The 15,980-nt window shown below is 74.0% G+C and carries 11 protein-coding genes; 1 reads left to right on the forward strand and 10 read right to left on the reverse strand.

The genetic code is table 11. The features are described from left to right. Positions 1-116: 116 nt before the first annotated feature. The 7 genes from trxA to ACZ6Y7_RS01490 all read right to left on the reverse strand — a co-directional run bounded on the left by trxA (position 117) and on the right by ACZ6Y7_RS01490 (position 10,856). A complete protein-coding gene (gene trxA, locus ACZ6Y7_RS01460; protein WP_465755835.1) occupies positions 117-443 on the reverse strand; it encodes a thioredoxin in 327 nt (108 codons plus the stop codon). Positions 444-575: 132 nt separating this feature from the next. Beyond that, positions 576-1,541, reverse strand: coding sequence for a thioredoxin-disulfide reductase (gene trxB / locus ACZ6Y7_RS01465; protein WP_465755836.1), 966 nt, complete (start codon positions 1,539-1,541; stop codon positions 576-578). A gap of 173 nt (positions 1,542-1,714) precedes the next feature. Further along, positions 1,715-2,665, reverse strand: a complete 951-nt coding sequence (locus ACZ6Y7_RS01470) for a hypothetical protein (RefSeq protein WP_465755837.1) — start codon at positions 2,663-2,665, stop codon at positions 1,715-1,717. Next, positions 2,662-3,378: an RNA polymerase sigma factor SigM gene (sigM, locus tag ACZ6Y7_RS01475; RefSeq protein ID WP_465755838.1), complete on the reverse strand. Its 717-nt coding sequence runs from the start codon at positions 3,376-3,378 to the stop codon at positions 2,662-2,664. The genes ACZ6Y7_RS01470 and sigM overlap by 4 nt, the downstream gene beginning before the upstream one ends. 46 nt (positions 3,379-3,424) lie before the next feature. Continuing rightward, on the reverse strand, positions 3,425-5,440 hold the full coding sequence (locus ACZ6Y7_RS01480) for a protein kinase family protein (RefSeq protein ID WP_465755839.1): 2,016 nt from the start codon (positions 5,438-5,440) through the stop codon (positions 3,425-3,427). A 302-nt stretch (positions 5,441-5,742) separates the two neighbouring features. Beyond that, positions 5,743-8,253 carry a murein biosynthesis integral membrane protein MurJ gene (gene murJ / locus ACZ6Y7_RS01485; RefSeq protein WP_465755840.1) on the reverse strand — a complete coding sequence of 837 codons (2,511 nt, stop codon included), beginning with the start codon at positions 8,251-8,253 and terminating at the stop codon, positions 5,743-5,745. A 59-nt stretch (positions 8,254-8,312) separates the two neighbouring features. Next, entirely contained in the window at positions 8,313-10,856 is a 2,544-nt protein-coding gene (locus ACZ6Y7_RS01490) for a DUF6049 family protein (protein WP_465755841.1), read from the reverse strand. A 419-nt stretch (positions 10,857-11,275) separates the two neighbouring features. Between ACZ6Y7_RS01490 and ACZ6Y7_RS01495 the strand changes: the two genes are divergently transcribed. Further along, positions 11,276-12,703: a CCA tRNA nucleotidyltransferase gene (locus tag ACZ6Y7_RS01495; RefSeq protein ID WP_465756458.1), complete on the forward strand. Its 1,428-nt coding sequence runs from the start codon at positions 11,276-11,278 to the stop codon at positions 12,701-12,703. Between the two features lie 78 nt (positions 12,704-12,781). Here the strand turns inward: ACZ6Y7_RS01495 and ACZ6Y7_RS01500 are convergent, their stop codons facing one another. From ACZ6Y7_RS01500 to ACZ6Y7_RS01510, 3 genes are all read right to left on the reverse strand, one after another. After that, positions 12,782-13,822 (reverse strand): LppU/SCO3897 family protein, encoded by a 1,041-nt coding sequence (locus tag ACZ6Y7_RS01500; RefSeq protein WP_465755842.1) that lies wholly within the window; start codon positions 13,820-13,822, stop codon positions 12,782-12,784. A 33-nt stretch (positions 13,823-13,855) separates the two neighbouring features. Then, entirely contained in the window at positions 13,856-14,530 is a 675-nt protein-coding gene (locus ACZ6Y7_RS01505) for an LppU/SCO3897 family protein (RefSeq protein WP_465755843.1), read from the reverse strand. 108 nt (positions 14,531-14,638) lie between these two features. After that, a complete protein-coding gene (locus ACZ6Y7_RS01510; protein WP_465755844.1) occupies positions 14,639-15,958 on the reverse strand; it encodes an MFS transporter in 1,320 nt (439 codons plus the stop codon). Positions 15,959-15,980 lie beyond the last annotated feature (22 nt).

A 15,980-nucleotide genomic window follows, 5' to 3' on the forward strand; every position in this document is an offset into this window, starting at 1 on the left:
TACCCCCCCCCCCCCCCCCCCCCCCCCCCCCCCCCCCCCCCCCTCCCCCCCCCCCCCTCCCCCCCCCCCCCCCCCCCCCCCCCCCCCCCCCCGCCGCGCGGTCGACGACCGAGGACCTAGATGAACTCGGCCAGCTCGCGCAGCAGCGCGGCCTTCGGGCGGGCACCGGTGATGGACTTCACCGGCTCGCCGTTCTTGTAGACGATCAGGGTCGGGATGGAGATGACGCCGTACTTGGCGGCCGTCTCCTGGTTGGCGTCCACGTCGAGCTTGGCGATGGTGAGCTTGTCGCCGTGCTCGGCCGCGATGTCCTCCAGGACCGGGGCGACCTGGCGGCACGGGCCGCACCAGGTGGCCCAGAAGTCGACCAGAACGGGCTTGCTGCTGTCCAGGACGTCGGCCTGGAAGGTCGCGTCGGTGACGGTGGTGGTGGCGCCGGCCACGGGAACTCCTCGGGATCGGACGGAGGGGGCTGCTGCCAGGAGAACAACGGGTGGGCCCGTTCTGTTTCTGCCCGGCCGGGGCGGGGGTGTTCCACGGGGAACACCCCCTCGGGGTGGGTCGGTGGCCCGGGGTCAGACCGCCACGGCGGCGGCCTTGGCCTCCAGGTCGTCCAGCGCGGCCAGGTAGCGCTCGGCGTCCAGCGCGGCGGAGCAGCCGGTGCCGGCGGCCGTGATGGCCTGGCGGTAGGTGTGGTCCACGACGTCGCCGGCGCCGAAGACGCCCGGGATGTTGGTCCGGGTCGAGGGGGCCTCGACCTTGAGGTAGCCCTCGGCGTCGAGGTCCAGCTGGCCCTTGAACAGCTCGGTGCGCGGATCGTGGCCGATCGCGATGAACAGACCGGTGACGGCCAGCTCGCGGGTCTCGCCGGTGGTGGTGTCGCGCAGGGTCACGCCGGTCAGCTTCGGGTCGCCGTGGATGGCCTCCACCGCGCTGTCCCACTCGAAGCGGATCTTCTCGTCGGCGAAGGCGCGCTCCTGCATCGCCTTGGAGGCGCGCAGGGTGTCCCGGCGGTGGATGATCGTGACGCTCTTGGCGAAGCGGGAGAGGAAGGTGGCCTCCTCCAGGGCGGTGTCACCGCCGCCGACCACCGCGATGTCCTGGTCGCGGAAGAAGAAGCCGTCACAGGTGGCGCACCAGGAGACGCCGCGCCCGGAGAGCTTGTCCTCGTTCGGCAGGCCGAGCTTGCGGTGCTGGGAACCGGTGGTGACGATCACGGCACGCGCCTTGTGCACGTTGCCCTCGGAGTCGGTGACGGTCTTGACGTCACCGGTGAGGTCGACCGCGACGATGTCGTCCGGAATCAGCTCCGCGCCGAAGCGCTCGGCCTGCGCCCGCATGTTGTCCATCAGCTCGGGGCCCATGATGCCGTCCCGGAAGCCCGGGAAGTTCTCGACCTCGGTGGTGTTCATGAGCGCACCACCGGCGGTGACGGCCCCCTCGAAGACCAGCGGCTTGAGGGAGGCACGGGCCGTGTAGAGCGCGGCCGTGTAGCCGGCCGGGCCGGAACCGATGATGATCACGTTACGGACGTCGCTCACTGCTTCTCCTGGTTCGCATCGCGACCCGCGTTTGCTGCGGGGAGGGCGGTCCTGCTCCGCCGCCCGGGACAACGACTGACCAGTGTCTCGCATTCCCAGGCGGATCAGTACCAGGCGCCCGAACTCCGGAAGCGGCGTGCCGCGCTCGACGTGGATCGCATGGGAACCGCTGGTCAGCGGCTGGGAACGCTCTGGTGCAGGACGACCGGACCGCAGTCGGCGGAGCGCAGGTAGACGTCCACCAGGTCGGGGTGGCCCGGCACCGGGTAGACCAGGACGTCGACCGGGGCACCCTCGTAGCTGCCCCGGTCGGTGGCCAGCGGCGGCCCGGAGGCGGGGGCCGGGCAGGCCGCGGAGGGGGAGGGGGCGGTGGGCTCCGGCCGGGCGCCCGCGCCGGGCAGGACGGTGTTGGGCTTGGCGAGCCCGGTCGGGCCCGCTCCCGGGGTCTGCTCCGTGCGGGCCAGCAGCTGCTGGATCTGGGTCGCGAGCCGGTCGGCGCGATAGGCCGTGCCGGCGCTCGTCGTGTGCGGGGTGCGGGCGCTCTGCTCCGCGGCGGCGCTGCTGTCCGCCGGGGCGCCTGCGGTGACCGTCGGGCCCGAGCGGTCGTCGGGGTGCAGCAGCAGCGCTCCGCCGAGGCCGAGGGCGGCGAGGGCGGCGGCCGCGCCGAGCAGCAGGGCGATCCGACGGCGGCGGGGACGGGCGCGGCCGGGGCCGGTGGCCGCGGCGGGACGGCCGACGGGCCGGGAGGGCGGGCCGGAGGGGCCGGTGGCGGGGCGTCCGGCGCCGGTGGGGGCCGTCTGGGGACGGGCGGCGGCCGCGCGGCCGAGGTCGTCCTCGGCGGTGGAGGCGGAGGCGGTGGCGTCCTCGGCGGCGGCCTGGGCCAGCGCGGCGTCCAGCCGGGCGGCGACGTCGGCGGGCATCGGCGGGGTCTCGACGGTACCGAGCAGCGCCTGGACCTCGGCGAGCGCGTCGACGGTCTCCCGGCACTCGGCGCAGCCGTCCAGGTGCCGGTGCAGCGCCTCGACGGCCTCGGGGGAGTCGACCAACCCCTCGGCGAGGTCGGCCAGCTGCTCGACCGGGGGGTGGTTCCCGGCGTGGTCGGGGGAGGAGAGGGGGGCGGTCATCGCGTGCTCGCGTCTCCTTCCAGAATCGTCCGACCGGTGCTCGGGCCTGTCCCTCTGACGGTGCCGGGGGGCTTCGGGTTCCCCGGGGCGGCTCGTCCCGAGGGGGCGGAGCGGGTCGGGTCCGGTGTTTCACGTGAAACATCCGGCCCGTCGTCGCTCTCCCGCAGGTGCCGCACCAGCGGGAGCAGCCGGGCCCGGCCGCGCGCGCAGCGGCTCTTCACGGTGCCCACCGGGACGCCCAGCAGCTCGGCCGCCTCGGCGACCGGGTAGCCCTGCATGTCGACCAGGACCAGTGCGGCCCTCTGCTCGGCGGGCAGTTCGGCGAGCGCTGCGGTCACCTCGCGGTGCAGCTCGGCCCGGACCACGGGGGAGTCGGCCGGCTCGGCGGAGCCCACCAGGGTGTCCAGCCGCTGCGGGTCCTCGTCCAGCGGGGTGGTGCGGCGGGTGGCGCCGCGCCGGGCGCGGTCGAGGCAGGCGTTGACCACGATCCGGTGCAGCCAGGTGGTGACGGCCGAGCGGCCCTGGAAGCCGGCGGCGGCACGGAAGGCGGAGACCAGGGCGTCCTGGAGAGCGTCGGCGGCCTCCTCGCGGTCGCCCAGGGTGCGCAGTGCGACCGCCCAGAGGCGGTCCCGGTGGCGGTTCACCAGCAGGCCGAAGGCGTCCGGATCGCCGGCGACGTGCCGGGCGAGCAGGGCCGCGTCGTCGTCCGCCACTGTCACCCCTCGGCCTTCCGCGTCGTACCGGGTCGGTCGGCCTCGGTCAGCCGGAGACCTTGACCTCGGCGACGCCGCCCTGGAACTTTCCCTCGGAATTCTTCGGCAGGGCGGTCAGCCAGATCAAGAGGTAGCGGGTGGTGACCGGGTTGTCCAGGGCGAAGTCCGCGGTTCCGCCGGTCTTCTTCCCCAGGATGGTGAAGGCGTCCGGCTTGGCCTGCATCGGGTTGGCGGCGGCCGCCGGGGTGGGCACCCGCAGTTCCGCGGTGGTCTCGCCGGAGAACTGGACGTTCACCGAGGAGACCGACTGCTGGGTGCCGAGGTCGATCAGCAGCCCGGTGCCCGGTCGCAGGGCGGGCGGCTTGGGGCCGAACTGGTCGGCGTACCACTGGGTTTCCCACACGGTGCTCGGGTCGCCGTCGACGGTCTTCGCCGGGTCGTCGGACCCCTCCGACCCGGAACCCGGCACGGTGTACGACTGCGCGCCCTTGATGGTGAGCGGTACCGGCGGGTGCGGGGTGGGGTGCGCGGCAGTCGGCGAGGAGCTGGTGACCGAGGGCAGCGGGGCGGGGACGGACGGCCCGGTGTGGCGCAGGCTGCCGACGAACTGCCAGGAGGCGACGCCGATCGCGCCCAGGGCGACCGTCCAGGCGGTGGCCTTGACCGCGCGGCGCAGCCGCCGCCGGGTGCGCCGGGCCGCCGTCGGCCGGGAGGAGGCGGGCAGCGGGGGGACCGCCGGGTCGGCCACCCTGGTCGGGTTGGGCGCGGTGGGCAGGGCGTGGGTGTTGTGCCGGGGCGGTGCCGGGTAGGCGGGCAGCTCCGGCTCGGGCGGCCGGATCCGCGGCATCTGCGCGATCGCCCGGAACAGCTCCTCCGGGGTGGTGATCGGCTCGGCGTGGTGCGGCGGGTGGTCGAACAGGGCCCGTGCGGCGAGCTCGGACAGGCCCTTGTGGACTCCGGCGCGGACCTGGTCGGGGGCGGCGTTCTGGAGGCCCTTCGGCAGGCCCCGGAGGTCGTAGCGGTCCTCCGGGTACGGCCAGCGGTGGGTGAGCGCGGCGAACAGCAGAGCGCCGATCGCGCGGGTGTCGGTGCGCTGGGCGTCCTCGGTGCCCTCGGCGGAGAGCCCGCGCAGGGCGGCGTCCACCGCGATGCCGTTGATCCGGTACTGACCGCTGTCGGTGCGCAGCACGCAGCGCGGGGTGAGCCGCAGGTGGGCCTGGCCGCGCCGGTGGGCGGCCGCGACCGCGTCGGTGACCTGGCGCACCATCTGGTACGCCTCGTGCGGCTCCATCGGGCCGTTCGCGAGCAGCCTGGCCAGGTCGGAGGAGTGCGGCAGCCACTCCCGCACGACGTAGACCAGCTCGCCCTCCTGGACGGCGTCCAGGACCTGGACGAAGCGCGGGTCGCCGAGCAGGGCGGCGGACTTGGCCGCGGCCAGCACCTTGCGGGCCCGCTGGTGGCCGGAGGCCATCAGGTGGACGCCGACGGCGCGGCGCAGCTTCTCGTCGACGGCGCGCCAGCTGCTGAAGGTGTCGGTCTGGGAGATGCACTCCTCCAGCCGGTACCGGTGGCCGATCATGTCGCCGCTGCGCCGCTGCGGGGCGGGGAGGGTGCGGGGGAGGGTGCCGGTGTCGCGGGGGTCGACCGTGGGCTGAGGGTCGGTGGGGCGGCGCTTGGCGGGCGCGGCGGCGGGCTTCTTCCGGGAGGAGCCGGCGGCCAGTTCGGCGGCGATCTCGTGGACCGAGAGCGGCGCGGTGATCTCGGAGGTCTCCTCGCCGGCCCAGGTCTCCGGGGCGCCGGTCCGCGGGCGGCGCCCCGAGCCGGCCTCGGCGGCGTCGGCGTCGTCGCTGCCGTCGGCTTCGTCGGCCGCGTCGGTCTCGTGGGTCTCGTCGGTCTTCGCCGGGACGACGGTGGGGGTGGCGCTCTGCTCGGCGGAGGCGCCGGCGCGCCCGTCGGTGTCCTTCGCGACCGCGAGCTCGTCGATCGCCGCAGCCAGCGCGGCTTCGTCCGCCGCCGCGTCAGCTGCTGACGTGTCGACGACGGCCTTGGTGCCATCAGCCACCGTGGTCCTGCCTCCCCTTGTGTCGCCCCGGCTGAGAGAGTCGCTGGAGCCCGCGGGTTGGCGGCCCTGTGCTCCAGGACAATTGTGCCCACTCTTCTCCCCCGGGTACGACCGCTGAGGCGTCCGCTCGGTTGCCCATCGGTGGAGAGATGTGGTGCAGATAGGACACCGGGTCGCCATCTCGTGGCCGGGGCGGGCCCGGCCACCGGCGACCCGGCACTCGGCCGGACGAGCGGAGGAGCCCTGCGCTCCGGTTGACGCCCGCTCAGGGCGCCGCTCGTCCGGCCGTCGAAAAGGGGCGGTCAGCGGCCCAGTCGGCCGCGGACCATGCCCAGCATGGCGTTCAGTTCCTCGATCCGCAGGCGCTTCGCGATCAGCACGAAGACGGCCATCTGCAGGCCGCCGGCCACGACCAGGGAGGCGATGCTGCCCGCCCAGCCGCCGAGCACCTGCTGGACCCCGAGGCTGGCGCCGAGGCCGACCAGCGCGGCGGGGACGCAGGCGGCGGCCAGCCGGCTGTAGACCCTGCCGATCCGCTTGGTGTCGAGCCCGCCGATCTTCCTCTTCAGCTTCGGCACGGCCACCATCACCCCGACGGCGTACGCGAGGCCGTAGCCGAAGGCGATGCCGACCACGGTCCACTCGGCGGGCAGCAGCAGCCAGCACAGCAGCGAGAAGCCCGCCTGGCAGACCGCGACCCAGACGGTGTTGGAGAACGGCGTCCGGGTGTCCTCGTAGGCGTAGAAGCCACGCAGCATCACGTACTGGGCCGAGTAGGGGATCAGGCCCAGTGCGAAGGCGGAGAGCATCAGACCGACGTTGGTGGCGTCGTTCAGCACCGACTCGTTGCCGCCGACCGCGTAGATCGAACGGCCGATCACCGGGCCGAGCGACAGGAACAGGAACGCGGCCGGGACGACGGCCACCGCCGTGGTGCGCAGTCCGTAGGAGAGGTCGTCGCGGACCGCGCCGGCGTCCTCGTCGGCGGCCGCCCGGGAGAGCCGGGGGAGCACCGCGCTCATGATCGAGACGGTGATCACGGCCTGCGGGAGCTGCCAGATCAGCAGGGCGTTGGAGAACGCGGCCAGACCGACACCGCCGTGGCCGGCCGCCGCGGCGGCGGCCCCCGCCTTGGTGGACAGCTGGGTGATCACCAGGTAGCCGGCCTGGTTGGCGAGCACGAAGAAGAACGTCCACTTGGCCAGTCGGGCGGCCTTGCCCAGGCCGTGGCCGCGCCAGTCGAAGCGCGGACGGTAGTGGAAGTCGGCCGCCCGCAGGTACGGGATCATCGCCAGTGACTGGACGACCAGGCCGATCAGGGTGCCGATGCCGAGCAGCCGGACGCCCTCGGGCGAGATGGACTCGGGGGTGACGTGGGTGGTGCCGAAGCCGCCGTAGACCCAGATGTAGGCCGAGAAGGTGAAGATCACCACGATGTTGTTCAGGACCGGGGTCCACATCATGGCGCCGAACCGGCCGCGGGCGTTGAGGATCTGGCCCATCACCACGTGGATGCCCATGAAGAAGATCGTGGGCAGGCAGTAGCGGGCCAGCGCCACTGTGGTCTCGGCGCGCTCCGGGTTCGCCATCATCGGGTGGGCGATCAGCTGGACCAGGACGGGCGCCCCGAGCACGGCCAGGAACACCACGCCGCCGAGCCCGACCATCACCAGGGTGAGCAGTCGGCTGGCGTACGCGGTGCCGCCGTCCTCGTCGTTCTTCATGCTGCGCACCAGCTGCGGCACGAAGACCGCGTTCAGCGCGCCGCCGCCGATGAGGATGTAGAGCAGGGTCGGCAGGGTGTTCGCGGCGTTGTACGAGTCACCCATCACGCTGACGCCGATGGCGGTGGTGATGACCATGGTGCGGAGGAAGCCGGTACCGCGGGAGACCAGCGTGCCGGCCGCCATGATCGCGCTGGAGTTCAGCAGGCTGGCGACCTTGCCCCCGCCGCCGGCCGCCGGGGCGGGCGCGGTGGCGGGCTGCCGCTCGGCGCGCTCCTCGGCGAGGTCGTCGGCGACGTCCGCCAGCGGCTCGACCGCCGGGGGCACCGCGACGGCGGCCACCTGCTGGGTGGCCTCCTCCTCGGAGAGCGGCGGGTCGAACTCGATCGGGGGCACGAAGGGGCGCTGCCCGCCGGGACCGCCGGGCTGCGGTCGCCCGGGGTGGCCGCCCATCGGCGGGTACGGCGCGGGGCCGCCGGGCGGCACGGCGCCGGGGACGCCCGGCTGCGGCATCGGGGCCGGCTGCGGGGCCTGGGCGGGCTGCGGCACCGGCGGCTGGCCCGCGGCCTCGACCGGGCGGCCGCCGAACAGCGCGTCCACCCCGACGTACTCGGTGGTCTCGGTGTCCCAGGCCGAGTGCGCCGGGCCGGGCTCCCACTGCTGCTGCGGCTGCTGTGACTGCTGCGGATGCTCGGCAGCGCCCCAGGGGCCGCGGGCCGGTGCCGGGGCCGGCTCCTGCTGCCAGTCGCCCTGCGCCGGGGTGTCCCAGCCGGGCTGCACCGGGGGAACCGGCGGCGAGAACTGGTCCGCCGCCGGGTACGGGGCCGGCGGCACCGGCGTCGGGTAGCCGCCGGCCTGCGGCGGCAGCTGCGGCGGCACGTCGTACGCGGTGGCCGGCTGCTGCGGCGCGGCCGGCCGACCGGCCTGCAGACCGTACGGGTCCTGGCCGTCCTGCGCGGTCCCGTAGGCGTCGGCCGCGTACGGGTCCTGGGCGTAGGTGTCGGCCACGTACCAGTCGCCGGACGGCGACTCGGCACCCGGCCGGCTCTCACCGCGGCCCGGCGGCCGCTCCTCGCTGCGCCCGGTCATGTCACCTCTTCGCTGTCGTTGGGGGGAGACCGGCCCGGCGTCGCGGGGGGTCGGCGGTATCAAGGACCAACCTTCTCATCACTGGCGGCCCTATCCCGGCCATCCGGGCTGCTGGCGCGCGGTGTCTGCGCGGGACCGTCACCGGCGGCGTCGTCCGCGGGCCCGTCCGCGGGGGCGCCGTCGGCTCCGCCGGTCGCCGCGGTCCCGTCCGTGGCGCCAGTGCCGTCCGTGGCGCCAGCGCCGTCCGCGCCGTCCGCCGCCGGCTCGCGGGCCGCGGCCCCGTCCGTCGCGGGGGCGTCGCCGACCGGCTGGTCGCCGTCCTCGTGCGGCCGGCCGCCCCGCCGCTTGCGCTGGCGCACGAAGCGCACCGCGGCCAGCAGCAGGAGCAGGCCGGCGCCCGCGAAGACGTACAGCACGCCGTTGGTCACCGAGGTCACCTGGACCGTGAACTGCTGGGCGGGGCCGTACGGCCGCGGGTTGGGGCCGGTGGTCCACAGCTGGGCGGTCATCTGGACCGGCCCGTTGTTGTGCGCCTCGGCCTGGAAGCGGAGGGTGGCGCTCTGCGAAGCGGGGAGGACCAGCTCCTCCTCCTTCTTCACGTTCAGCCTGTTCGGCTGGCTCGACGTGAGCACCAGCTTCAGGTTGGTGACCGTCTGGGTCAGGTCGTTGCGGACGCTGACCTGCAGCAGGCCGGTGTTGCCGGCCAGGGTGACCTCGGTCTTGTGCGGCACCTGGACGGCGCCGGTCAGCTCCTTCAGGTACTGCTTGACGCCCTTGAGGTAGTCCTCGCCCGCCGAGGGCCGGTCGCGCCACTCGGTGGACAGCGAACGGACCATGGCGGCGTTGAACGGACCGCGCACCCGCTGCGGCAGGGTGAGCACCCGCATCAGGGTGTCCAGGTCGTACTGGACGCGGTCGGTGCTGTCCAGGTGGGCCGCCGACAGCTCCGAGGCACGGGCCTTGGTCGGGTAGTCGGTGGCGGCGGGGAGGCCGGTGTTGGCCTTCGCGTCGGGCGGGGTCTGGGCCACCGCGTCCAGCTTGACCGGGGCGATCCACTTGCCGGACGCCGCCTGCAGGGCGTTCGCCAGCACCTTGGCGGTGGTGACGCTCAGCTCGCGCGGCGGCATGACCAGCAGGCCGCGCTGGTTCTGCGGCTGCTCGTGGGTGATCGCGAAGGTCTCGGCGAGGAAGCGCTGGGTGGACTCGGTCTGCTCCTTCGCGGTGCTCAGGTCCTGCTGGAAGAGCCCGGAGACCGTCTCGTCGGCGACCACGGCGTTCTGCCCGTTGCCGACCGGGCGCACCGCGGTGGGGGTGTAGCTCAGCGCGTCCGGCTCTGGCATGCTCGCCCCGCCGGCCAGCAGCAGCCCGCTGCCGGTCTGCTGGGCGAGGGCGGCGATCTGCTGGTCGACGTAGCCCTCGTACGGCCAGGCGACGTCGGCGCGGGTGTCCACGGAGAGTCGGCCCTCGACGGTCAGCCGGCCGGCCGCGGCCGCCTTGTTCAGCGCGGCCGGCATCCCGGACAGGTCGGCGCCGTTGTGCGCGATGGAGGCGATGTCCGGGTCGGCGTAGGGCAGCGCGACCACCTGGCTGTCCGGCTTGGCGACCGCGGCCCGCAGCTTGTCCAGCCAGGCGCCGGCGGCGGCCGAGGCACCGCGGACGACGGTGTTGTCGTCCTTGGCGGGCTTGCCGCCGGCCTCGGTGCCGGGGTTCTGCACCCGGTACGGCTTGGTCATCGCGAGCGCGGCGTCCAACAGGTCCGGGTCGATCATCCAGGTCAGCCCGGGCAGCTTGGCGCCGGTGTCGACCAGCTCGTACAGCCGCCCGCCCGGCGCGAACTCGGTGGCCAGGCTGTCGTCGCGCAGCACCGGGACGGTCTGCTCGTTGTCGGAGGTGGTCTGCGCGGCGAGCACCGGCGCGTGGACCAGCGGCCAGAGCGTGGCGACCTTGGTGGGCTGCGCCTCGGCGCCGCCCGGGTTGTACGGCAGGAAGCTCCGGGCGATGCCCAGGGCCCGGTCGCGCGGGTTGTCGGCGGTCGAGCCCCAGGCGTCCACCGCGAGCTCGTACACGCCGCTCGACGACAGCCCGAGGTCGTTCACCGCGACGCTCAGCGTGTACGGCAGGGTCTGGCCCGGGTTCAGCTCCGGCAGGGCGTACTGCGGACTCTCCAGCTCGACGCCGTCCTTGGCGTCCGGCGCGGAGCGGCCGGCCACGTTGGCCAGGTCGCTGCGCCGGTCCAGCGGCCTGCCGGAGTACGGCTTGCGGACGGCGGCGTGGGCGCCCTTGAGCGCCGACTTGCCGGAGTTGGTGACGTGCCCGGTGATCGTCACGGTGCCGTTGGGGGCGGCCACCTGCGGGGCCAGCGACTCGATGGTCACGACCACCGGGTACTCGGCCGAGGCGGTGGAGTCGCCGCCGGCCCGGAGGTTGCCGCCGCCCGGCAGCGCACCGGCCGGAGCGGCCGTGAAGAGGGTCAGGGCGGCCGCGCAGGCGGCGGCGAGGCGCAGGCCCGCCCGGCGGACCGGATGGCGTCCGTCGGCGGGGCGCTCGGCCCGTCCAGGCTGTCGGTGCGCCCCCAGGCCCGAGTGCCGTGCCGGCTCACTCACTCGCTTCGCCCTCGCCGTTCTCGATCGCTCGCTGCTGATGCTGTTCGTCCCGTCCGGCGCGGTCCACCCGACGGTCTTCGCTTGAAAATCTTGGAACCCTTGAAAATCCCGGAATTCCGGAACGCCCTTCCGGAACGCCCGGAACGCTCCGCCCGGCGCCGTGCCGCACCGCCACCGCAGGAGGTCCGCGGGCCGTGGCGGCACGCGACACCGCGTCCCCTGTCCGGTGCCCGAGACTCGTCCACCGGCATGGTAACGATGCAGCCCGTGGTGCAGTGTTGCGGGCTGTGGGGTGAGACGCCCAAAACGCGCGGGCGGTTGACCTTCCGCGGCACGTACCCTTGTGAGCCGTGTCCACTGCCAATGAGCCCACCACGCGCACCGACCGTCCCAGCACCGCCGTCCGGGCCGTACCAGGCCTGAGCGAGGCCCAGACCCTGGGGCTGCAAGAACTGCTGCGGGTGTCGCCGGTCGCCGACGAGATCGCCCGCCGCTTCCAGGCGGCCGGTCACCGGCTGGCGCTGGTCGGCGGCTCGGTCCGGGACGCGCTGCTCGGCCGGCTCGGCAACGACCTGGACTTCACCACCGACGCCCGCCCGCAGCAGGTGCTCAAGCTGGTCAAGGGCTGGGCGGACGCGGTCTGGGACGTCGGCATCGCCTTCGGCACGGTCGGGGCCCGCAAGGACACCCCCGAGGGCTCCTTCCTGATCGAGATCACCACCTACCGTTCCGAGGCCTACGACCGCACCTCGCGCAAGCCCGAGGTCACCTACGGCGAGACCATCGAGCAGGACCTGGTCCGCCGGGACTTCACGGTCAACGCGATGGCCGTCGACCTGCCCGGCCGCGGCTTCGTCGACCCGCACCACGGCCTGGACGACCTGGAGGCCCGGGTGCTTCGCACCCCCGCCACCCCCGAGGAGTCCTTCTCCGACGACCCGCTGCGGATGATGCGGGCCGCCCGCTTCGCCGCCCAGCTGGACTTCGACCCGGCGCCCGAGGTGGTCGCCGCGATGACGGCGATGGCCGAGCGGATCACCATCGTGTCCGCCGAGCGGGTCCAGGCCGAGCTCAACAAGCTGCTGCTGTCCGCGCACCCGGTGAAGGGCCTGCGGCTGCTGGTGGACACCGGCCTGGCCGACCACGTGCTGCCCGAGCTGCCCGCGCTGCGGCTGGAGCGCGACGAGCACCACCGGCACAAGGACGTCTACGAGCACTCGCTGACCGTGCTGCAGCAGGCCATCGACCTGGAGCAGGACGGCCCGGACCTCACCCTGCGGCTGGCCGCGCTGCTGCACGACATCGGCAAGCCGCGCACCCGCCGCTTCGAGCCGGACGGCCGGGTCTCGTTCCACCACCACGAGGTGGTCGGCGCCAAGATGACCCGCAAGCGGATGCGCGAGCTCAAGTACTCCAAGGAGCTCACCGAGGACGTCTCCCGCCTGGTCGAGCTGCACCTGCGCTTCCACGGCTACGGCGGCGGCGAGTGGACCGACTCCGCGGTGCGCCGCTACGTGGCCGACGCCGGGCCGCTGCTGGAGCGCCTGCACAAGCTGACCCGCTCCGACTGCACCACGCGCAACAAGAAGAAGGCGGCCGCGCTCTCGCGCACCTACGACGGTCTGGAGACCCGGATCGCCGAGCTGAAGGCGCAGGAGGAGCTGGACGCCATCCGCCCGGCGCTGGACGGCAACCAGATCATGGAGCTGCTCGGCCTCAGGCCCGGCCCGCAGGTCGGCAAGGCGTACAAGCACATGCTCGACCTCCGGCTGGAGAACGGCCCGATGGAGCACGAGGAGGCGGTCGCGGCGCTGCGGGCCTGGTGGGCCGGGCAGCAGCAGGGCTGACGCCGGCTGCGGCTTCCGACACGACACGAGGGGTGGTCCCGGCACTCGGCCGGGGCCACCCCTCGCGCGTCCGCCGGGCTACTTGAGCTTCTTGAGGCAGAGCACGTAGTTCAGCGCGGGGAGGTTGGTGTAGGTGCGGGTGTACCAGCTGTCCGCCTTCGACTGCTTCTCGCAGACCTTCTCGTCGGACGTGGCGAGGTACTTCCAGATCACCTTGTACTGGGCCTTGGCGTCCGTGCAGGGCAGCACCGAGACCTTCGGGTGGGTGTCGGTGGTCTCGCCGACCGGGCCGTTCTCGTTGCGCAGGCAGTCGCCCGCCTTGGCCGCGTCCACGGCGTCCGTGTCGTCGGCCGCGGCGCTCGGCGTGGTGATCGGCGGCAGGGTGATGCTCGGCACCGCCGGCATCGTGAAGGTCGGCGACGGGAAGGCCGGCGGCGGCGACGGCGTGAAGGTGAAGCCGGAGGGGGACGGCGCCGGAGCCGCGGTGATCGGGTCGGACGGGGTGTGCTTGGCAGGGCCGAGCACACCGGTGGCGGCCAGCACGAGGGTGACCGCCAGCGAGACCGGCACCAGCAGCATCGCCATGTGCGGCCGGCTGGTCAGCGGCACGCCCGGGTCGAGCTGCGGACCGTGGCTGCCCGGGACGGGCGGCTGCAGCCGCTTGAACTTGTTGTGCGGGACGAGGTTCAGCAGCAGCGTGATCGGGGTCAGGAACCACGACACCAGGCTCCACCAGCCCTGGACCAGCGTCCGGGCGGACATGTCGCGCACGGTGGCCGTCCCGCAGGTGCGGCAGAACGGGCCGGACATCCGCAGCATCCGGTAGGCCACCAGCAGGCCCTGGTGGCCGCGGACGGTGGCGTTCACCGCCGGGTAGCCCCCGCAGAACCGGCAGGTCACCCCGTCCGTCGGGCCCTGCGGCGGGTACCCGTAGCCGTAGCCCGGCGCGGGCTGCGGGTAGCCGTACGGCTGCTCGGGCGGCGGCGGGGCGCTCGGGTAGCCGTACCCGGGCTGGCCGGGCGGCGGGGGCGGAGCGCCGTAGGCACCGCCGGAGGAGTAGGGGTTGCCGTCGCCGGGTGGCGGACCGTACGGCATCTGGGGCGGTGGCGGAACGGACAAGTGGTCCCCCCGGGGACGGAGTGGCGGACGGGGTCAGGACTTCTTCACGGGCGGGAGGCCGGTGGGGGCGGGGGTCATCGGGCCGAGGCAGAGCACGTACCGCTTCTTGTTCCAGCGGCGGCCGCTCTTGCCCGAGACGGCGCTGGTGGTCTGCGGCGTCTGCTTGCAGCGGTTCACATCGGTGGTGCCTTCGAACTTCGACAGTACGCGGTAATTCGCCTGGGAATCAGTGCACTTGACGATCTCGACGTCACGGGACCCGCTCACCCGCACACAGTCGCCGGGCTTGGCGCTGCTGACGCTCGGCCCGGCGACGAAGTACCCGACCGCCAGGGCTATGCCGCCACCGACCAGGCCGACCGCCTTCAGCTTGGACTTGGTGCCGAGCTTCTTCGCGGGGGCGGTGGGCGCGCCCGGGGCCGGAGCGGCGGGCTGCGGGTAGCCGTACGCCCCGGCCGGCGGCTGCGGCGGTCCGTACGGCGCCTGTCCGTAGGCCGGCTGCCCGTACGGCGGTTGCCCGTACGGCGCCTGCCCGTACGCCGGCGGCGCGCCGTAGCCGGCCGGTGCGGGCTGCGGCGGCTGCCCGTGGGCCGGCGGCGCCCCGTACGGGTTGGCCGGCGGCGGAACGGGCGCGCCGTAGGACTGGGCGCCGGGCGGGCCCGGGGGCGCCGGGTGCGGCGGTCCGTACGGGCTGGGCGGTGTGCTCATCAGTTCGTCCCCCGAGACAGAGTGCTGTCGCTGCGACAGGTCTGACACCTTAGCGACTCGGCCTGACGCCCTCCGTTCCGAGGCCCCGGGGGACTCGTGGAGAACCGGTCAGGGAAGTGGGCGACGGCGTACGGCGCGCAGGTAGAGGACGGCCGTGACGGCGTAGACCGCGGCGACCCCGACGACCACCACGACCGAGCGGCCGGACAGCGGCAGCACCAGCGCGGTGACCATGGCGGCGGCCACGAAGGCGACATTGAACAGCACGTCGTAGATGGCGAAGACCCGGCCGCGGTACTCGTCCTCGACCGTCTCCTGCACCACGGTGTCGGCGCAGATCTTGGTGCCCTGGGTCACCACCCCGAGCAGCAGGGCGGCGATCAGGCACGGCACCAGGGAGAAGCTCAGGCCGAGCGCCGGGACGAAGAGCACCGGGGCGACCAGGCAGGCCGTCATCCAGCCGGCCAGGCCGAGCCGACGGGTGCACCACGGGCTGACCACCGCGGCGATGAAGAACCCGGCGGCGGAGAGGCCGACCGCCTGGCCCAGGGTGACCAGGCCGGCCGAGGGGTCGCCCGGATCATTGAAGGTGTACCGGGCGAGCATCACCACGACCACGATCAGCACGCCGTAGCAGAACCGGGCGGCGGTGACGGCGGCCAGCGCGTGCACGGCGGGCCGGCAGTCCCGCACCAGGTGGCGCACCGCGGCGCCGAGTTCGACGGCGGCCCGGACCAGCGCCTGGCCGAGCGGCGGGCGGTCCTCGTGCTGGTCCGGGCCGAGCAGGTCGCGGTCCATCCGGCGGGCGGCCAGCGCGGCCGACAGGTAGAGCAGCGAGGCCACCGTGACCAGTGCGGCGTCCGCCGTCGGGCCGGGGGCGATCACCTGGTGGAGCAGGAAGCCGACGGCGCCGCCCAGGGCGGCGGCGACCGTCCCGAGGGTGGGCGAGAGCGCGTTGGCGGTGACCAGCTGGTCCTGCTCCACCACCCGGGGCAGGGCGGCCGACAGACCGGCCAGGATGAACCGGTTGAGCGCGGTGACCAACAGGGCGGAGGCGATGAACAGCCAGTTCGGTGCCTTGGCCAGGAGCAGCGCCCCGGTGACCAGGCCCAGGCCGAAGCGGGCGAGGTTGCCGACGTACAGGACCTGGCGGCGGCGCCACCGGTCCAGCAGCACCCCGGCGAACGGACCGATCACCGAGAACGGCAGCAGCATCCCGGCCAGCACCGAGGCGATGTCGGCGGGGGAGGACTGCTTCTCGGGGGAGAAGACCACGTAGGCGGCGAGCGAGACCTGGAAGACGCCGTCGGAGAGTTGGGAGAGCACCCGGGCGGTCAGCAGCCGCCGGAAGTCGCGGCCCCGGAGCAGGTCGAGGAGCGTGGCGCGGTGCGCGGGCTGGTGGGTGCTGCCGTTCTCGGTGATCGCCACCCGCCCAGGGTGCCATGGAACC

Source organism: Kitasatospora sp. NPDC053308, assembly GCF_055585785.1.